The organism is Streptomyces sp. NBC_00400, assembly GCF_036048035.1.
GTDB lineage: Bacteria > Actinomycetota > Actinomycetes > Streptomycetales > Streptomycetaceae > Streptomyces.
This window is the reverse complement of the sequence record NZ_CP107940.1, coordinates 5,718,129-5,736,922: the sequence shown is the minus strand read 5'-3', so window position 1 is coordinate 5,736,922 and position 18,794 is coordinate 5,718,129. Positions and strand designations below refer to the sequence as shown.

19 protein-coding genes are annotated in these 18,794 nt (G+C 71.4%); 4 read left to right on the top strand and 15 right to left on the bottom strand.

Annotation, left to right across the window (positions count from 1 at the left end):
• Positions 1-56 precede the first annotated feature (56 nt).
• From era to OHS81_RS25000, 6 genes are all read right to left on the bottom strand, one after another.
• Positions 57-1,004 carry a GTPase Era gene (gene era / locus OHS81_RS25025; RefSeq protein WP_443058758.1) on the bottom strand — a complete coding sequence of 316 codons (948 nt, stop codon included), beginning with the start codon at positions 1,002-1,004 and terminating at the stop codon, positions 57-59.
• 189 nt (positions 1,005-1,193) lie between these two features.
• Positions 1,194-1,559 carry a cytidine deaminase gene (locus tag OHS81_RS25020; RefSeq protein ID WP_088802040.1) on the bottom strand — a complete coding sequence of 122 codons (366 nt, stop codon included), beginning with the start codon at positions 1,557-1,559 and terminating at the stop codon, positions 1,194-1,196.
• A 353-nt stretch (positions 1,560-1,912) separates the two neighbouring features.
• On the bottom strand, positions 1,913-3,256 hold the full coding sequence (locus OHS81_RS25015) for a hemolysin family protein (protein WP_328386898.1): 1,344 nt from the start codon (positions 3,254-3,256) through the stop codon (positions 1,913-1,915).
• Between the two features lie 12 nt (positions 3,257-3,268).
• Entirely contained in the window at positions 3,269-3,766 is a 498-nt protein-coding gene (gene ybeY / locus OHS81_RS25010) for an rRNA maturation RNase YbeY (RefSeq protein WP_088797596.1), read from the bottom strand.
• Positions 3,767-3,833: 67 nt separating this feature from the next.
• Positions 3,834-4,838, bottom strand: coding sequence for a PhoH family protein (locus OHS81_RS25005; RefSeq protein WP_328386897.1), 1,005 nt, complete (start codon positions 4,836-4,838; stop codon positions 3,834-3,836).
• A gap of 215 nt (positions 4,839-5,053) precedes the next feature.
• The gene (locus OHS81_RS25000) at positions 5,054-6,199 is read right to left on the bottom strand and encodes a carbohydrate kinase family protein (RefSeq protein WP_328386896.1); all 1,146 of its coding nucleotides are present in this window, start codon (positions 6,197-6,199) and stop codon (positions 5,054-5,056) included.
• Between the two features lie 66 nt (positions 6,200-6,265).
• Here OHS81_RS25000 and OHS81_RS24995 point away from each other — a divergent pair, with 66 nt between their 5' ends.
• Positions 6,266-7,606: a 6-phospho-beta-glucosidase gene (locus OHS81_RS24995; protein ID WP_328386895.1), complete on the top strand. Its 1,341-nt coding sequence runs from the start codon at positions 6,266-6,268 to the stop codon at positions 7,604-7,606.
• Positions 7,607-7,857: 251 nt separating this feature from the next.
• Here the strand turns inward: OHS81_RS24995 and OHS81_RS24990 are convergent, their stop codons facing one another.
• Together OHS81_RS24990 and OHS81_RS24985 are read right to left on the bottom strand one after the other, a co-directional pair.
• Complete coding sequence (locus tag OHS81_RS24990; RefSeq protein ID WP_328386894.1) at positions 7,858-8,487, bottom strand: MBL fold metallo-hydrolase; 630 nt, start codon at positions 8,485-8,487, stop codon at positions 7,858-7,860.
• Entirely contained in the window at positions 8,487-9,572 is a 1,086-nt protein-coding gene (locus OHS81_RS24985; RefSeq protein ID WP_328386893.1) for an S-(hydroxymethyl)mycothiol dehydrogenase, read from the bottom strand. Before OHS81_RS24985 ends, OHS81_RS24990 begins: the two co-directional genes overlap by 1 nt.
• Before the next feature lie 219 nt (positions 9,573-9,791).
• Between OHS81_RS24985 and OHS81_RS24980 the strand changes: the two genes are divergently transcribed.
• Entirely contained in the window at positions 9,792-10,616 is an 825-nt protein-coding gene (locus OHS81_RS24980; RefSeq protein ID WP_328386892.1) for an HAD family acid phosphatase, read from the top strand.
• 83 nt (positions 10,617-10,699) lie between these two features.
• Here the strand turns inward: OHS81_RS24980 and OHS81_RS24975 are convergent, their stop codons facing one another.
• The 6 genes from OHS81_RS24975 to hrcA form a co-directional block, all read right to left on the bottom strand.
• Positions 10,700-11,605, bottom strand: coding sequence for a ribonuclease Z (locus tag OHS81_RS24975; RefSeq protein ID WP_328386891.1), 906 nt, complete (start codon positions 11,603-11,605; stop codon positions 10,700-10,702).
• A 6-nt stretch (positions 11,606-11,611) separates the two neighbouring features.
• A complete protein-coding gene (locus OHS81_RS24970; protein ID WP_328386890.1) occupies positions 11,612-11,971 on the bottom strand; it encodes a histidine triad nucleotide-binding protein in 360 nt (119 codons plus the stop codon).
• 192 nt (positions 11,972-12,163) lie between these two features.
• A complete protein-coding gene (locus tag OHS81_RS24965) occupies positions 12,164-12,907 on the bottom strand; it encodes a 16S rRNA (uracil(1498)-N(3))-methyltransferase (protein WP_328386889.1) in 744 nt (247 codons plus the stop codon).
• The gene (locus OHS81_RS24960; protein ID WP_328386888.1) at positions 12,904-13,992 is read right to left on the bottom strand and encodes a nitronate monooxygenase; all 1,089 of its coding nucleotides are present in this window, start codon (positions 13,990-13,992) and stop codon (positions 12,904-12,906) included. Before OHS81_RS24960 ends, OHS81_RS24965 begins: the two co-directional genes overlap by 4 nt.
• Positions 13,993-14,088: 96 nt before the next feature.
• Entirely contained in the window at positions 14,089-15,225 is a 1,137-nt protein-coding gene (gene dnaJ / locus OHS81_RS24955) for a molecular chaperone DnaJ (protein WP_328386887.1), read from the bottom strand.
• On the bottom strand, positions 15,226-16,242 hold the full coding sequence (gene hrcA, locus OHS81_RS24950; protein ID WP_159480823.1) for a heat-inducible transcriptional repressor HrcA: 1,017 nt from the start codon (positions 16,240-16,242) through the stop codon (positions 15,226-15,228).
• A gap of 193 nt (positions 16,243-16,435) precedes the next feature.
• On the opposite strand from hrcA, the gene OHS81_RS24945 reads away from it, so the two are divergent.
• Together OHS81_RS24945 and OHS81_RS24940 are read left to right on the top strand one after the other, a co-directional pair.
• Complete coding sequence (locus tag OHS81_RS24945) at positions 16,436-17,170, top strand: MBL fold metallo-hydrolase (RefSeq protein ID WP_328386886.1); 735 nt, start codon at positions 16,436-16,438, stop codon at positions 17,168-17,170.
• 157 nt (positions 17,171-17,327) lie between these two features.
• Complete coding sequence (locus OHS81_RS24940) at positions 17,328-18,161, top strand: DUF3097 domain-containing protein (protein WP_328386885.1); 834 nt, start codon at positions 17,328-17,330, stop codon at positions 18,159-18,161.
• On the opposite strand, the gene OHS81_RS24935 is transcribed toward OHS81_RS24940, so the two are convergent.
• Positions 18,139-18,717, bottom strand: a complete 579-nt coding sequence (locus OHS81_RS24935) for a Uma2 family endonuclease (RefSeq protein ID WP_328386884.1) — start codon at positions 18,715-18,717, stop codon at positions 18,139-18,141. The two genes, OHS81_RS24940 and OHS81_RS24935, sit on opposite strands and share 23 nt — an antisense overlap.
• Positions 18,718-18,794 lie beyond the last annotated feature (77 nt).

Below are 18,794 nucleotides of genomic sequence, written 5' to 3'. Positions count from 1 at the left end.
TGCATCCGGGGCGTGGTGAGGGTCGCGGCGCCCCGCGGCCGGGAGCCGGGCCGGGCTCAGAACCCCAGTTTGCGCAGCTGCTTCGGGTCGCGCTGCCAGTCCTTGGCGACCTTGACGTGCAGATCCAGGAAGACCGGCGTGCCGAGCAGCGCCTCGATGTGCTTGCGGGACTTCGAGCCGACCTCCTTCAAGCGCTTGCCCTTGGGGCCGATGATGATCCCCTTCTGGCTGGGGCGCTCGATGTAGACATTCGCGTGGATGTCGAGGAGGGGCTTGTCGGCGGGGCGGTCCTCGCGCGGCAGCATCTCCTCGACGACCACCGCGATGGAGTGCGGCAGCTCGTCGCGGACGCCCTCCAGCGCGGCCTCGCGGATCAGCTCGGCGACCATGACCTGCTCGGGCTCGTCGGTGAGGTCGCCCTCGGGGTAGAGCGGCGGGCTCTCCGGGAGCATCGGCACGAGCAGGTCAGCGAGGAGCGCCACCTGGGTGTCCCCGACCGCCGAGACCGGGATGATCTCGGCCCACTCGATGCCCAGTTCCTTGCCGAGCTGGTCGATGGCGATCAGCTGGGCGGCCAGCGCCTTGGAGTCGACGAGGTCGGTCTTGGTGACGATGGCGACCTTGGGGGTCTTCCTGATGTCGGCCAGCTCGGCGGCGATATAGCGGTCGCCGGGGCCGATCTTCTGGTCGGCGGGCAGGCAGAAGCCGATCACGTCCACCTCGGACCAGGTGGTCCGCACGACGTCGTTCAGCCGCTCGCCGAGCAGCGTGCGCGGCTTGTGCAGACCGGGGGTGTCGACGAGGACCAGCTGCGCCTCGGGGCGGTGCACGATGCCGCGGACCGTGTGGCGGGTGGTCTGCGGGCGGTTGGAGGTGATGGCCACCTTCGTGCCGACGAGAGCGTTCGTGAGGGTGGACTTGCCCGCGTTGGGGCGGCCGACGAAGCAGGCGAAGCCGGCGCGGTGCGCGGCGGAGGACTCTGTACGAACGCTCATGGCGCCCATTCTCCCCGATGCCGGGCGCGGCTCCGACCAAACGGTCGCGGCGGCCGGTCCGGGGGCGGCCGGGACTGCCGGGACGGGGCGGCCGGGACGGGGCGGCCCGCCGCGGCCGGTGGGCCGCATCCGGGGGGGCCGCCCCCGCACGCCGTCCGTGCGACACCCGAGCACCGTCCGCCCGTACGGCTCCCGCGCTCAGGCCGGTGCGTCGCCCGCCGGGACGGTGCTGCGCAGGGTGCCGTCGGGGCCGGCGACCAGGACGGGCGTCGCGGGCCCGCCGAGGTCCCGTACGGCCGCACGGTCCGCGTCGGCGGCGCGCTCGGCGTCGGTGACCACGGCCGCGGCCTCCAGGGACGTGGCCCCGCTGGCGACGGCCATCGCCACGGCCGTCTGCAGCGCGCTGAGCTGCAGCGAGTCCAGGGCGACGGTGCCGGCGACGTAGGTGCGGCCGGTCTCGTCGCGGACGGCGGCGCCCTCGGGCACGCCGTTGCGGGCCCGCGCCGAGCGGGCAAGCGTGATGATCTTGCGGTCTTCCGGGTCCAGCGGTGCGGCTTCGCTCATACGGGCGAGCATATGCGGGGCCGCGGACGCCGGCGGGAAAGGGGGCGGCCGGTCCGGCGCCGCGGACGATGCGTGCGCGGCGCCGCGGCGGCAGGGAGAGGTGGCTGCCCCGGTCCCCCGCTCCGGGGCAGCCTGCGCGGGAAGATCTCTGTGACGATTTCTCTCACGCACGGCGGCCGCGCTCCCGGCGACCGCCCGAAGATCTTTCCATGCGGCACACGAAAGAATCCAGCCCCACCGGAAATGACTTGCAGAACATTTCCGGTGCACTGGAGATAAGTAGCCTTGTGGAGTTCGGTGGCGAAAATAATTCCCGCCGCCACAAAGAATTACGCGGTGAATTCCGCGTCCGTTCAGCCGGCGGAGCGGCCGCCCGCCCAAGGCTCCTCGGACGCGCTCGCACCCTCGCCGCGCACCGGCTCGCAGACCACCGTGATGATCTTGTTGCGGCGGCCGCCCGGGGACTCCGCGGTCAGCCGGAGCGCCTTCAGACCCGGGTCGGACGCGTCCTCGGAGAGGTCGACCTCGGCGGTGGCACCGGCGATGGGGACCCGGCCGAGGAGCTTGGCGAGCAGTCCGCCGACCGTTTCGACGTCCTCGTCGTCCAGCTCGGCCAGCCCGTACAGCTCACCGAGGTCGCCGATGTCCAGCCGGGCGGTGACGCGATAGCGCCCGTCGCCGAGATCTTCGACGGGTGGCAGTTCCCGGTCGTATTCGTCGGTGATCTCGCCGACGATCTCTTCCAGGATGTCCTCGATGGTGACAATGCCGGCGGTGCCGCCGTATTCGTCGATGACCACCGCGACATGATTGCGGTCCTGCTGCATTTCACGCAGCAGATCACCGGCATTCTTGGTGTCGGGGACGAAGACGGCGGGGCGCATGGCCGTGGAGACCAGCTCGTTCTCGGCGTCGCGGCTGATGTGGACCTTGCGGGCGAGGTCCTTGAGGTAGACCACGCCGACGACATCGTCCTCGTTCTCGCCGGTCACCGGGATGCGCGAGAAGCCGGAGCGCAGGGCCAGGGTGAGCGCCTGGCGGATGGTCTTGAAGCGCTCGACGGCGACCAGGTCCGTGCGCGGCACCATCACCTCGCGGACGAGGGTGTCACCGAGCTGGAAGACGGAGTGCACCATCCGGCGCTCCTCGTCCTCGATCAGTGACTCCTTCTCCGCGAGGTCGACCAGCGAGCGCAGCTCGGCCTCGGAGGCGAACGGGCCCTTACGGAAGCCCTTGCCCGGGGTGAGGGCGTTGCCGAGGAGGATCAGCAGCTGCGGAACGGGGCCCATGATGCGGGCCAGCGGCAGCAGCACATAAGCGGCGGCGGTCGCGGTGTTCAGCGGATGCTGGCGGCCGATGGTGCGCGGCGAGACGCCGACGGCGACATAGGAGACAAGCACCATCACGGCGATGGCGACGGTCAGCGCCTGCCACGTCTTGTCGAAGGAGCGCAGACAGGCGTAGGTGACCAGCACACCGGCGGCCATCTCGCAGCCGACCCGCACCAGCAGGGCGACATTGAGGTAGCGGGTGGGGTCGGCGGCGACCGCGGCGAGCTTGGCGCTGCCGCGGCGGCCGGAGCGGACGGCTTCCTCGGCCCGGAAGCTCGTCGTACGGGCCAGACCGGCCTCCGCGCAGGCGGCGAGCCAGGCGATCACGACGAGCAGGACCGCGACCGCGATCAGCTGGGTGGTCATCGCAGCGTCCCGTCAGGTCACGGTGGGGGCCGGCGAGGGGCCGGTCAGGCCCTGCTCGGTCCGCCAGCCGTCGATGATCGCCGCCTGCAGGCCGAACATCTCGGCCTTCTCGTCCGGCTCTTCGTGGTCGTAGCCGAGGAGGTGGAGCACGCCGTGGACGGTGAGCAGCTGGAGCTCTTCGTCCATGCTGTGCCCCGTCGGGGCCTCCTCGCCCTGCTTCTTGGCGACCTCGGGGCACAGCACGATGTCACCGAGCAGCCCCTGCGGGGGCTCCTCGTCGTCCTTCGCCGGCGGACGCAGCTCGTCCATCGGGAAGGACATCACATCGGTCGGTCCCGGCAGGTCCATCCACTGGAGATGGAGCTGTTCCATGGCCTCGGCGTCCACGACGATCACGGACAGCTCGGAGAGCGGGTGGATACGCATCCGGGCGACGGCGTAGCGGGCGACATCCAGGATGGCCTGCTCGTCGACGGCCGTGCCGGACTCGTTGTTGACGTCGATGGACATGGGGGAGTTGGTTCTCACTTCTGTGTGCCGGGCGACGGGCCGGCCGGTGGTCCCGGCCGGCCCGCACTCACTTGCCGTTGCGGCTGTCGTACTTCTCGTAGGCGTCGACGATACGGCCGACCAGCTTGTGGCGGACCACGTCCTGGCTGGTGAGCAGGGAGAAATGCACATCGTCGACGCCGTCCAGGATGTCCCGGACCTGGCGCAGACCGCTCTTCGTGCCGCCGGGGAGGTCGACCTGGGTGACATCGCCGGTGATGACGATCTTCGAGTCGAAGCCGAGGCGGGTGAGGAACATCTTCATCTGCTCGGGGTTCGTGTTCTGCGCCTCGTCGAGGATGATGAACGCGTCATTGAGCGTTCTACCGCGCATATATGCCAGCGGAGCGACCTCGATCGTGCCCGCGGCCATCAGGCGCGGGATGGAGTCGGGGTCGAGCATGTCGTGCAGCGCGTCGTAGAGCGGGCGCAGATACGGGTCGATCTTCTCGTAGAGGGTGCCGGGCAGGAAGCCGAGGCGTTCGCCGGCCTCGACCGCGGGGCGGGTCAGGATGATGCGGTTGACCTGCTTGGCCTGCAGCGCCTGCACGGCCTTCGCCATCGCGAGGTAGGTCTTGCCGGTGCCGGCCGGGCCGATGCCGAAGACCACGGTGTGCTCGTCGATGGCGTCGACGTAGCGCTTCTGGTTGAGGGTCTTGGGCCGGATCGTGCGGCCGCGGTTGGACAGGATGTTCTGGGTGAGCACCTCGGCGGGTGTCTCACTCAGCGCTCCCTCGCCGTCCTCCGCCGCGCGCAGCATGGCGATGGAGCGTTCCACTGCGTCCTCCGTCATCGGTTGTCCGGTGCGGAGCACCAGCATCATCTCGTCGAAGAGGCGCTGGACGAGGGCGACCTCGCCGGCGTCGCCGACAGCGCTGACTTCGTTGCCCCGGACATGGATGTCGGTCGCCGGGAAGGCTTTTTCGATCACGCGCAGAAGGGAGTCTCCGGATCCCAGGACCGTGACCATCGGGTGTTTGGCCGGGACGGTGAACTGGGCGCGCGCCTGCGGTTGCGTGGGTGTCTGCGTCATGGGGCGGCTCGGTGGCCTGCTCAACCCCCATCCTTTGCTCGTAAGAGGTGCCTGCCTGCAATGACCTGCACTCGACTCCTTGGGATACAAGAGTACGACGGGGCACCGACAAGCCCGAGGTCTTTTCCTGCCGGGGACGGCCGGACACTGGCGGGGGGCGGCCGGTGCCCTGGCGGGGGGCGGCCGGTGCGCGTCCGGTCCGGCCCGGGGGCCGCTCAGGCCGGGCGGCGGAAGCCGATCGTGGGGACGGCCCGGGCCAGCGGAGCGGGCCGGTAGGCCGCGGGCAGCACCTCGTCGAGGAAGGCGTACTGGCGGCGCAGTGCGCCCGGCGCACCCGCCTCGTAGGCGCGCACCTGCTGCCACCAGCCGGCGATCTCGGCCCATCCCGGTGCGGACAGCGAGCCGCCGAATTCCTGTACGGACAGCGCGGCGCTCAGTCCCGCGAAGGAGAGCCGGTCGGCGAGCGGCCAGTCGGCGAGCGTGCCGGTGACGAATCCGGCGACGAAGACGTCCCCGGCGCCCGTGGGGTCCAGTGCCTCCACGGCGATGGCGGGCACCTCGGCGCTCTCACCGGTCCGCCCGTCCACCGCGTAGGCGCCCTCGGCACCCAGCGTGACCACCGCGAGCGGCACCCGGTCGGCGAGCTTGTGGGCGGCATCGCGCGGGCAGTCCGTACGGGTGTAGCGCATCGCCTCCTCGGCGTTGGGCAGGAACGCCTCGCAGTGTTCGAGGTCGGCGAGGTCGGCCGGGTCCCAGCGGCCGGTGTCGTCCCAGCCCACGTCCGCGAAGATGCGGCTGCCGCGGCCGGCCGCGCAGCCCAGCCAGCCCTCCCGGCGGCCCGGCACCAGCGAGGCGATGCAGGCGCGGGACGGCGGCGGGCAGCCCGGGGCGTGCTTGCCGTCGAAGGCGAAGTCGGGCGGCGGCGCCTCGTGGCCGTGCGAGACCATCGTCCGCTCGCCCTCGTACGCCATGGAGACGGTGACCGGGGAGTGCCAGCCGGGGACGGTGCGGGACAGCGCCAGGTCGATGCCCTCGCCCTGTTCGAGCGCTTCCCAGCAGTACTCGCCGTAGTGGTCGTCGCCGAACGCGGCGGCCAGGGAGGTGCGCAGGCCGAGCCGGGCCAGCGCGGTGGCCATGTTGGCGACGCCGCCGGGGCTGGAGCCCATGCCGCGGGCCCACGATTCGGTGCCGCGGACGGGGGCGCTGTCCAGGCCGGTGAAGATGATGTCCAGGAAGACGGTGCCGGTGAGGTAGACGTCGGTGTACGGATCGCCGTCGGCGCGCACCGCGGCCAGCGGATCGAGGGCCGGTGGCACTGCGGCCGGTCCCGCGGGCAGAAGGTCATCGCGTCGGCTGCTCACCGTGCTCGCTCCTCTCGTATCGGCACGTGCCGCCAGTGTGCCTGATGCTGAGGTACGTTCCGCCCCATGAGGCTGACGATTCTGGGCGGGGGCGGCTTCCGGGTGCCGCTGGTCTACCGCGCGCTGCTGGACGACCCGGCGCACGCCGTCTCCGAGGTGGTGCTGCACGACAGCGATCCGCGCCGGGTGGCGGTGATCGCCGAGGTGCTGACGCGGCTGGCGCGGGGGCATCCGGCGCCGGTGCCCGTACGGGTGGAGAACCGGCTGGACGACGCGCTGGCCGGGGCCGGCTTCGTCTTCTCGGCGATCCGGGTGGGCGGCACGGCAGGGCGGATCCGCGACGAGCGGATCCCGCTGTCCGAGGGGGTGCTCGGCCAGGAGACGGTCGGCGCGGGCGGTGTCCTCTACGGCCTGCGGACGGTCCCGGTGGCCCTGCACATCGCCGAGCGGATCGCGGCTCTCGCCCCGGGGGCGTGGGTCATCAACTTCACCAACCCGGCGGGCACGGTCACCGAGGCGATGTCCCAGGTGCTGGGCGACCGTGTCATCGGGATCTGTGATTCGCCGGTGGGGCTGGTGCGCCGGGCGGCACGGGCGGCCGGCGTGGACCCTGCGGCCTTCGACCAGACCGGCCGGGTCGGCTACGACTATGTGGGGCTCAACCACCTCGGCTGGCTGCGGTCGTTGACGCTGGACGGCACCGAGCTGCTGCCGGGGCTGCTCGCCGACGACGCCGCGCTGGGCTCCTTCGAGGAGGGCCGGCTCTTCGGCGCCGACTGGCTGCGGACCCTGGGCGTGCTGCCCAACGAGTATCTGCACTACTACTACTTCCGCCGCGAAACCCTCGGCTCCGTACGGGACACCACCGAGACCCGCGGTGAATTCCTCGATCAGCAGCAGGGCGGCTTCTTCGAGCGGGCCGCGTCGGCCGGCGGCCCGAAGGGGGCGTACGAGCTGTGGGAGCGCACCCGGCTGGAGCGCGAGGAGACGTATATGGCGCACAGCAGGGAGGCCAGTGGCGGCTGGCAGCGCGACAGCCACGACCTGGAGGGCGGTGGCTACGACCGGGTGGCGCTGGCGTTGATGCACGCCATCGTGGGCGACAGCGGGACCCGGCTGATCCTCAATGTCCGCAACGGGACGACGGTGCCGCAGCTGGCGCCGGACGCGATCGTGGAGACGGTGTGCGAGGTGACGTCGCAGGGCGCCGGGCCGCTGCCGTGTGCGCCGCTGTCCGAGGACCAGTTGGGGCTGATGCTGCAGGTCAAGGCGGTGGAGCGGGCGACGGTGGAGGCAGCGGTCTACAAGGACAGGGACGCCGCGCTGCGGGCGCTGGCGCTGCATCCGCTGGTGGACTCCCCCGCGGTGGCCGCCCGCATCCTGGAGCGGGCGGCCGGGGAGGCGTGAGGAGGCTTCCTGAAGAGGCCTCCTGAGATGGCGTCGTAAGGAGGTGTGAGGTAGCGGAGCCCCGGAACGGAACACCCTCCGCCCTCCGCCCACCGCCCACCGCCCACCGCCCACCGCCGGAATACCCTCCGCCCACGCCGCGTTGTGGCCCGCAAGGGGCGTCCGCAACCCTTACGGGATGCGGCCGCCCCTCCCCTTAATGGCCCCGCGCGTTAATGGCCCCGCGCGGCCTCAGCGGCCCCGCGCGCCCCTCAGTGCCCCCGCTTGATCCACTCGTCCAGGTGCGGGGCCTCCGCCCCGATCGTCGTCGGGTCGCCGTGTCCGGTACGGACCTGGGTCGTGGGCGGCAGGGTGAGCAGCCGGTCCCGGATCGAGGTCACGATCGTCGGGAAGTCCGAGAAGGACCGGCCGGTGGCGCCGGGGCCGCCCTGGAAGAGGGTGTCGCCGGTGAAGACGGTGCCCAGGTCGGCGGCGTAGAGGCAGACCGCGCCGGGCGCATGGCCCGGGGTGTGCAGCACGGTCAGATCCGTACCGGCGATGGTCAGCACCTGGCCGTCCGCCAGCTCCGCGTCCGGCGCGGTGTCCGCATGGGTCATCTTCCACAACGGCAGGTCGGCGGGGTGCAGATGGATCCGGGCGCCGGTGCGGGAGGCCAGCGCCGGGGCCGCGTCGATGTGGTCGTCGTGCCCGTGGGTGCAGACGATCGCGCGCAGCGTCCGGCCGCCGAGGGCTTCGAGGATGGCGTCGGCGTCATGGGAGGCGTCGATGACGATCGCCTCCTCGTCGTCGCCGACGATCCATACGTTGTTGTCGACGTCCCAGGTGCCGCCGTCGAGCGAGAAGGTTCCGGAGGTGACCAGGTGGTCGATACGGGCCGCCATCAGAGCGTCACCACCGAACGCAGGACATCGCCCGACTCCATCCGCGCGAAGGCCTGTTCCACGTCCTCGATGCCGATGGTCTCGGTGACGAACGCCCCCAGGTCGATCCGGCCCTGCAGATGCAGATCGACCAGCATCGGGAAGTCGCGGGAGGGCAGACAGTCGCCGTACCAGGAGGATTTGAGCGCGCCGCCGCGGCCGAAGACGTCCAGGAGGGGCAGTTCCAGGGTCATGTCCGGGGTGGGGACGCCGACCAGGACGACGGTCCCGGCCAGATCGCGGGCGTAGAACGCCTGCCGGTAGGTCTCGGGGCGGCCGACCGCGTCGATGACGACGTCGGCGCCGAAGCCGCCGGTCAGTTCGCGGACCGCCTCGACGGGGTCGGCGTTACGGGAGTTGACCGTGTGGGTGGCGCCCATGGAGCGCGCGGTCTCCAGCTTCCGGTCGTCGATGTCCACGGCGATGATCGTGACCGCGCCGGCCAGCCGCGCGCCCACCACGGCCGCGTTGCCGACGCCGCCGCAGCCGATGACCGCGACCGAGTCGCCCCGCCCGACGCCCCCGGTGTTGATCGCGGCGCCGATGCCCGCCATCACCCCGCAGCCCAGCAGCCCGGCCGCCTCGGGCGCCACCCGGGGGTCGACCTTGGTGCACTGTCCGGCGGCGACCAGCGTCTTGTCGGCGAAGGCGCCGATGCCCAGCGCAGGGGACAGCTCCGTGCCGTCCTTCAGCGTCATCTTCTGACGGGCGTTGTGGGTGTCGAAGCAGTACTGGGGGCGGCCCCGCAGACAGGCGCGGCACTGGCCGCACACCGCCCGCCAGTTCAGGACGACGAAGTCCCCCGGCGCCACATCGGTGACGCCGGCGCCGACCGACTCCACGACGCCGGCCGCCTCGTGTCCGAGCAGGAACGGGAAGTCGTCGTTGATGCCGCCCTGCTTGTAGTGCAGATCGGTGTGGCACACCCCGCACGTCTGAATCTTCACCACGGCCTCGCCGGGGCCCGGATCCGGCACCAGGATGGTCTCCAGCCGGACCGGTTCGTTCTTCCCCGGCGCAATCACGCCGCGCACTTCCTGTGCCATCGGAACAGCCCCTTTCAAAGATCACGTACGGGACCACTGTGGCGCACCGCCACCGATCCGTGCCTCACCGTACGCGTGCCGGGCCACCCCGCACAGGACCACGGCCGGGTCCGTGATCTCCCATGAGCCTTTACCAAGGGTTGAATCTTCGCGCGTAGAGACCGACTTGAGGCTCTGTTAGACCTACGAAGTCCACTGATGTCTCCCAAGGAGCCGCGCATGCCCCGCCCCTCCCGTTTCCGCCCCGCCCTCACCCGCAGGGCCCGGCTCGGCGCCGCGACGGTCGCCGCTCTCGTCACCGGCACCGCCGTCTTCGGCATAGGCCAGGCCACCGCCGAACACTCCGTGCCGCGCACCGACAAAGAGGTCCCCAACCTCACGCAGGTGCAGGACAAGATCAAGGCGTACTACGGCGACACCGTGACGGCGGACGGCGAGCACTACGCCTCCCCGCACAGCAACTACGCCCGCCAGGTCCGCGGCATCGAGGCCAAGGCCCGCAGCTACCTGTCCACGGCCCTTGCGCAGCACAGCCGGACGGGGAAGCAGGGCAAGCAGGCCAAGCCCGCCATCGTCCTCGACATGGACGACACGACCCTGCTCACCTACAACTACGAGCTCCAGGTCGGCTTCCACTACACCGAGGAGAGCCAGGACAAGTACCTGGCCCACCACGACATGGACCCGGTCTTCGGCATGAACCGGCTCGTCAACTGGGCGCACGCCAAGGGCGCCGAGGTGTTCTTCCTGACCGGCCGCAAGGAGGCGCAGCGCGACTGGAGCGTGCGCAACCTCAAGAACGTCGGCTACGACGTGCCCCTGGACACCCGGCACGTCTACCTGAAGAACAAGGAGCACCCGCCGGCCTACCTGCCCTGCGGCGCCACCTGCACGACGGTCGAGTACAAGTCGGGCACCCGCAAGCACATCGAATCCCTCGGCTACCGCCTCGTCGCCAACTTCGGGGACCAGTACAGCGACCTGAACGGCGGCGCCGGGGACCGGACGTTCAAGCTGCCGAACCCGATGTACTTCCTGCCGTAGACGCGCGGCACACACCCGTAGAAAGACGGCGCACGCCCGTGGAAGCACGGCGCACGCCCGGCGGACGGAACTCCGCCGGGCGTTCAGCGCCGCTTGGGCACCGGCACCCGCATCAGGTCCTTGGCGATGGTCAGCTCGCCCGTGAAGCCCGCCTCGCGGGCCTGCCGCTCGAACTCCATGGGGTCGTCGTAGCGCTGCGAGAAGTGCGTCAGCACGAGGTGCCGCACCCCCGCCGACGCCGCGACCTGCGCCGCCTGCCCGGCGGTCAGGTGTCCGTGGTCGGTGGCCAGTTGGACGTCCTCGTCGAGGAACGTCGACTCGATCACCAGCAGGTCCGCCCCCTCGGCGAGCGCATGGACGCCGTCGCACAGCCGGGTGTCCATGACGAACGCGAAGCGCTGGCCGGGGCGCCGCTCGCTCACCTCGTCGAGGGTGACGCCGTTCAGCTCGCCGAGCCGCCTCAGGCGCCCGACGTCCGGTCCGGCGATGCCGTGCGCCGCCAGCCGCTCGGGCAGCATCCGGCGCGCGTCCGGTTCGATGAGCCGGTAGCCGTAGGACTCGACCGGGTGCGAGAGCTTGCGCGCCTCCAGGACGTACGCCGCCGAGCGCTCCAGCTCACCGTCCACGGCCACCGGCCGCTGGACCAGCCGGACCGTCTCCCGGTACGCGGTGGCATAGCGCAGCCGGTCGAAAAAGTGCTCCCCGCTGGCCGGGTAGTGGGCGGTGACCGGGTGCGGCACCCGGTCGAGGTTGATCCGCTGGATCACCCCGGCCAGGCCGAGCGAGTGGTCGCCGTGGAAGTGCGTGATGCAGATCCGGTGGAGGTCGTGGGCGGCGACCCCGGCGCGCAGCATCTGCCGCTGCGTCCCCTCGCCGGGGTCGAAGAGCAGCCCCTGGCCGTCCCACCGCAGCAGGTAGCCGTTGTGGTTGCGGTGCCGCGTGGGGACCTGGCTCGCGGTGCCGAGAACCACCAATTCACGTACGGACACGGTGCGTTACCCGGGGGGCCACTGCAGGCCGCGGCCACCGAGCACGTGCAGGTGGGCGTGGAAGACGGTCTGGCCCGCGCCGGCGCCGGTGTTGAAGACGACCCGGTAGCCCCGGTCCTCGACCTTGTCCTCGGCGGCGACCTCGCGGGACTCGCGCAGTATGTCGGCGATGATCTGCGGTTCGGCGGCGGCCAGGCTCGCCGCGTCCGGGTAGTGCACCTTGGGGATCACCAGGACGTGGGTGGGCGCCTGGGGGTTGATGTCGCGGAACGCGACGGTGGTGTCGGTCTCCCGGACGATCGTCGCCGGAACCTCCTTCGCCACGATCTTGCAGAACAGGCAGTCCGCCTGCGGTTCTCCCGCCACCGGTGGCTCCTCCCGGGTCATCCGTCCTGCGCACGGTGCGCACGGCCTCGGATGCTACCGGGCGGGCCGTACCCGGGCGTCCACCCCACCCCACGCCGCGCGGTCCCCGCCGGCCGGGCCGGTCCGCTCTGCCGGCCTCGTGCTCCGCCGGCCCCGCCCCGGGCCGGAAGACCGGCCCTGGAATGTGGCTCCCTAACTCCAGCGCCCCGTGCGCCCCAGCAGCAGCGCCGTGGCCGCGGTGCCCGCCGTGGACGTGCGCAGCACGGTCGTCCCCAGGCGGTAGGGCCTGGCGCCCGCCTCGGCGAAGAGGGTCAGCTCCTCCGGGGAGACCCCGCCTTCCGGCCCGACGACGAGCACGATCCGGCCCTCGGCGGGAAGTTCGGCGGTGGCGAGCGGGGAACTGCCCTCCTCGTGGAGGACGGCGGCGAAGTCGGCGTCGGCGAGCAGGGTGGCCACCTGCTTGGTCGTCAGCGGGTCCGCGACCTCGGGGAAGGTCAGCCGGCGCGACTGCTTGCCCGCCTCACGGGCCGTGGCACGCCATTTGCCCAGCGATTTGGCGGCCCGCTCGCCCTTCCACTGGGTGACGCAACGCGCCGCCGCCCAGGGCACGATGGCGTCCACACCGGTCTCGGTCATCGTCTCGACGGCCAGCTCGCCGCGGTCGCCCTTGGGGAGCGCCTGGACGACGGTGATGGTGGGGTCCGGCGACGCCTCGGTGCGCAGCTCGGCGACCGCGACGGTGAGCCGGTCCCTGCCCTCGACGGCGGCGACCGTGCCGTGTGCGCCGGTGCCGTGGCCGTCCGTCAGGACGACCTCCTCACCGGCCCGCAGCCGGCGCACCGACACCGCGTGCCGGCCCTCGGGACCGTCCAGGGTCAGCGTGCCGCCGGCCCGTATGTCCGCGAGCGAATCGACGAGGAACACCGGAGCGGTCATGCGGCACCGCCGGCGCCCGGGCGGCTCAACGCGGCGCGCGCCGCGTCCAGTTCGACCGCCAGTACGTCCACGAGCCGCCCGGCGGGCAGCTCCCGCGCCAGCCGGTGGCCCTGCCCCGCCCACAGGTTCATGCCCTGCGCGTCGCCCGCCTTGGCGGCGGCCTTGCGCACCGTGGAGGTGAGGTAGTGGACGGCGGGGTAGGCGGCCGGGGCGTACGGGCCGTGCTCGCGCAGGAAGCGGTTCACCAGTCCGCGGGCGGGCCGCCCGGAGAACGCCCGGGTCAACTCCGTATGCGTGAACAGCGGGTTGGTCAGCGCCTGCTTGTGCAGCGGGTTGGCGCCCGATTCGGGGGTGGCCAGGAAGGCGGTGCCCAGCTGCGCCATGCTCGCCCCGGCGGCCAGCACCGACGCGATCTGCGCCCCGCGCATCAGCCCGCCCGCGGCGATCACCGGGATCTGCACGGCCTCACGGACCTGGCCGAGCAGCGCCAGCAGCCCCAGCCCCGAGCCGGTCCCGTCCGCATGCGGATCGTCCCGGTGGGTGCCCTGGTGGCCGCCGGCCTCCACGCCCTGCACACACACCGCGTCGGCGCCCGACCACTGGGCGGCCTGCGCCTCGGCGGCGGTGGTGACCGTGACGACCGTGTACGTGCCGACCGCGGCGAAGGAGTCGAGGACGGCGCGCGAGGGGCAGCCGAAGGTGAAGGAGACCACCGGCACCGGATCGTCCCGCAGGATCGCGAGCTTGGCCTCGTAGCCGTCGTCGATGGGCCCGTCGGTGTCACCGAGCTCGGTCTCGTACCAGGCGGCCTCGCCCGCGAGTTGTTCGCGGTAGACCTCGACGACGGAGCCGTCGGCCAGCGAGGGCTGCGGCATGAAGAGGTTGACGCCGAAGGGCCGGTCGGTCAGCGACCGCAGCTGTTTGATCTCCTGGTACATGCCGTCGGCGGTTTTGTAGCCGGCGGCGAGGAAGCCGAGACCGCCGGCGCCGCAGACGGCGGCGGCCAGCTCCGGTCCGGAGCCGCCTCCCGCCATCGGGGCCTGCACGATCGGGTGGCGGCAGAGATCGGTCAGTGCGGTGGGCATGAGCACATCGTGTCACGCCCACCGCGCCGTTCCGAACCCGGGCCGAGGCCGCCGCGCCGCCGCGCGGAACGGCTGCGACCCCCGGCTCACCTGGGGCTATCGCCCGTTGAACGCATCCTTCAGACGCGAGAAGAGACCCTGCTGCCCCGGCTGGAACTGCCCCGTGGGCCGCTCCTCCCCGCGGAGCTTGGCCAGCCGCCGCAGCAGGTCTTCCTGGTCGGCGTCGAGCTTGGACGGCGTCATCACCTCGACGTGGACGATGAGATCGCCCCGGCCGCCGCCGCGCAGATGGGTCACGCCGCGCTGGTGCAGCGGAATCGACTGCCCGGACTGGGTACCGGGCCGGACATCGATCTCCTCCACCCCGTCCAGCGTCTCCAGCGGGCACTTCGTGCCCAGCGCAGCCGCCGTCATCGGGATGGTGACCGTGCAGTGCAGATCGTCGCCGCGCCGCTGGAAGACCGAATGCGCCACCTCGTGGATCTCCACATAGAGATCACCGGCGGGGCCGCCACCGGGGCCGACCTCGCCCTCGCCCGCGAGCTGGATGCGGGTGCCGTTGTCGACACCGGCCGGGATCTTGACGGTGAGCGTGCGGCGCGAGCGGATCCGGCCGTCGCCGGCGCACTCGTGGCACGGCGTCGGCACGACCGTGCCGAAGCCCTGGCACTGCGGGCACGGCCTGGAGGTCATGACCTGGCCGAGGAAGGACCGGGTGACCTGGGAGACCTCACCGCGGCCGCGGCACATGTCGCAGGTCTGCGCCGAGGTGCCGGGAGCCGCGCCCTCACCGCTGCAGGTCGTACAGACGACGGCGGTGTCGACCTGGATGTCCTTGGTGGTGCCGAAGGCGGCTTCGTTCAGCTCGATATCGAGCCGGATCATGGCGTCCTGGCCACGGCGGGTGCGCGAGCGCGGTCCGCGCTGCGACGCGGTGCCGAAGAAGGCGTCCATGATGTCGGAGAAGTTGCCGAAGCCCGCGCCGAAGCCGCCCGCGCCCTGGCCGCCGCCGGCCTGCGAGAGGGGGTCCCCGCCGAGGTCGTAGACCTGCTTCTTCTGCGGGTCCGACAGCACCTCGTAAGCGGCGTTGATCTCCTTGAACCGCTCCTGGGTCTTCGGATCCGGGTTCACGTCCGGGTGCAGCTCGCGCGCCAGCCGGCGGAAGGCCTTCTTGATCTGGTCCTGCGAGGCGTCGCGGCCGATGCCGAGGACCGAGTAGTAATCCGTGGCCACTTACGACTCCGCGAGGATTTGTCCGACGTAACGTGCCACTGCGCGTACCGCTCCCATCGTTCCGGGGTAGTCCATGCGGGTCGGTCCGACCACGCCGAGTTTGGCGACTGCCTCGTCGCCCGAACCGTAGCCGACCGTGACGACCGATGTGGACGCCAGGCCTTCATGGGCATTCTCATGCCCGATGCGTACGGTCATGCCCGAGTCCTTGGCCTCCCCGAGCAGCTTGAGCATCACCACATGCTCCTCAAGGGCCTCCAGCACCGGCCGGATGGTCAGGGGGAAATCGTGCCCGAAGCGCGTGAGATTGGCGGTGCCGCCGATCATCAGCCGCTCTTCGGTCTCTTCCACCAGAGTTTCCAGCAACACCGACAGCACTGTCGAGACCGTGCCGCGGTCGTCCTGCTCGAAGGACTCCGGAAGATCCTGCACCAACTGCGGCACATCCGCGAACCGGCGGCCGACGACCCGGCTGTTGAGCCGGGCCCGCAGATCCGCCAGGGAGGTCTCGCCGAACGGTGCCTGGCAGTCGATGAGCCGCTGCTCGACCCGGCCGGTGTCCGTGATCAGTACGAGCATCAGCCGGGCCGGGGCCAGGGCCAGCAGCTCGACGTGCCGGACCGTGGACCGGGTCAGGGACGGATACTGCACGACCGCGACCTGCCGGGTCAGCTGCGCCAGCAGCCGGACCGTACGGCCCACCACGTCGTCGAGGTCGACGGCGCCGTCCAGGAAATTCTGGATCGCCCGCCGCTCCGGGCTGGACAGCGGCTTGACGCCGGCCAGCTTGTCGACGAACAGGCGGTAGCCCTTGTCGGTCGGGATCCGCCCGGCGCTGGTGTGCGGCTGGGCGATGAACCCCTCGTCCTCCAGGGCCGCCATGTCGTTGCGGACGGTGGCCGGGGAGACCCCGAGCCGGTGGCGTTCGGTGAGCGCCTTGGAGCCGACCGGCTCCTCCGTCCCGACATAGTCCTGGACGATGGCGCGCAGCACCTCCAGCCTGCGTTCACTGAGCATCCCGCGCACCTCCACTCCGGCCGTCCGCCGCTTCGTTTCTCCTGGCACTCACACGGGCCGAGTGCCAGACCTTGAGCCAGTGTACGGCCGGGTAGCACGGGCGCGGCAAGGGCGGGCGCGCGGAGTACCGCCCGATGACCGTGTTCGGCCGATCTGTCGGACAACGCTATCGCGATGGCGCTAGCGTCTCGGTATGCGCACTGCTTGGGAAGAGGCCGGTTGGGAACGACTCGGTGACGGTGTCGCCAGGCGCCGGATGCCGGGCTGGGACGAGACGATCGGGGTGATCGCGGGGAGCACCGGAGTCATGATCGTCGATACCGGTGCGACCCTGCGCGACGGTGCGGATCTGCGCCGGACGATCCGCGGTGTGCTGGGCCGGGAAGTGACGCATATCGCGCTCACCCACCCCCACTTCGATCATGTGCTGGGCACGGCCGCCTTCGCGGGCGTCGAGGTGTTCGGCGCGGCCGGCCTGGGCGAGCTGCTGCGCCGCGGCAAGGACGAGCTGCGGCACGACGCGATCAGGCAGGGCGTCGCGCGGGACGCCGCCGCGGAGGCCGCCGATCTGCTCGTCGCCCCGCACCACCATGTGCACGGCCAGCTGACCGTCGAGCTGGGCGACCGGCAGGTGCTGCTCGCCAATGTCGGCCCCGGGCACACCGCCCACGATCTGGCCGTCCTGGTACCGGGCCGGGGCGGGGAGGCGGAGATCGTCTTCTGCGGCGATCTGGTCGAGGAGTCCGGTGAGCCCCAGGCGGGCCCCGACGCCCTGCCCCGGCAGTGGCCCGGCGCGCTGGACCGGCTGCTGGCCCTCGGCGGCGAGGACGCGCAGTACGTTCCCGGCCATGGCGCCGTGGTGGACGCCCGCTTCGTCCGTGCCCAACGCGACGCCCTGGCGGCCCGCTTCGGCGTCGCGCCTTCTTGACCACTGCCCGCTGACACTCCGCCCCTTTCCCGCCTCCACACCGCTGCTCCCAGGCTCCACACCACCCGCCCGCCCTCCCGACGACTGCATCCCCTGGGGGACGCCCCCCGGACCCCCGGCCGAAACACCGACCCCCGCGAAGAACAGGCCCCACCCCATGCAGAACAGGCACTACAGCCCCGACCTCACCCCGCCCTGGAAGAAGCAGCGGCCCGGCCCCGAGGTGCCGGCCGAGCCCGATCTGGTCGTCGAGGAGGTCACCTCGGGCTTCTGCGGCGCCGTGATCCGCTGCGAGAAGACGGCGCAGGGCCCGACGGTCACCCTGGAGGACCGCTTCGGCAAGCACCGGGTCTTCCCCATGGAGCCGCGCGGCTTCCTCCTGGAGGGGCGGGTGGTCACCCTCGTACGCCCCCAGGACAGGCCGGCGGCCACCGCTCCGGCGCGTACGGCGTCGGGATCACTCGCCGTGCCCGGCGCCCGCGCACGGGTCGCCCGCGCCGGGCGCATCTATGTGGAGGGCCGGCACGACGCCGAGCTGGTGGAGCGGGTGTGGGGCGACGACCTGCGCATCGAGGGCGTGGTCGTGGAGTACCTGGAGGGCATCGACGACCTGCCCGCGATCGTCCGCGGCTTCGCCCCCGGCCCGGACGCCCGTCTCGGTGTCCTCGTCGACCATCTCGTACCCGGCTCGAAGGAGTCGCGTATCGCGGCCGGGGTGACCGGGGAGCATGCGCTGGTGGTGGGCCACCCCTACATCGACATCTGGGAGGCGGTGAAGCCGTCCTCGGTCGGGATCGCGGCCTGGCCGTCCGTCCCGCACGGGCAGGACTGGAAGACGGGGGTGTGCCGGGCGCTGGGCTGGCCGGAGAACACGGGGGCCGCCTGGCAGCGGATCCTGTCCTGCGTGCGCTCCTACAAGGACCTGGAGCCTGCGCTGCTGGGGCGGGTGGAGGAGCTGATCGACTTCGTCACGGCCGGCGGTGCGGCCTGACGTTGGGGAGGGTCCCGAATTCGCTGGTGTCGAGTTCCATGCCGAGCAGTTCCAGCGGCACAGGGTCGCCGAACTTGGTGATCCGCTGCACCGTGTAGTCGGCCTCGTCGCCACCGCCGACGGGTTCGGTGAGCAGGACGCAGTGGGCCACGATGGGGTCGATGATCAGGTAGCCGGGCACCTTGCCCGCAGCGTAGATCGAGCGCTTGAGTCCGTAGTCACGCTCAACGCTGTTCTTGGAGACGACTTCGACGAGCATCGTGATCATTTCGGATGGCAGCAACCGTCCGGAGTCCGGTCCGACTCCGCGTTCCAGCACCGCGAGGTCGGGCTGGGGCTCGCTGCTCTCGCTCAGAATCGCGATGTCCTGAGTTTGGAGGCGCCTCCAGCGTTTCCTGGGGATCTGGTCCTGAACCGCCTCGACGATCTCGTTGTGGACCAGATCAGGCCCCGCCATCATCACGATTTCCCCCCGGAGGAGCTCCATCTTGATGCCCTCGGGAACCTCAAGGTTCTCGAAGAGCTCCGTCATCCGGCGTTCATCCACAGCGGTCATCTCCATGGCCTCCGTTTCCCGTCGCCGTGTATACGGCACAGGCTAGGAGCAGCCTAGGCGGGGCCGCGGGCCCCTCG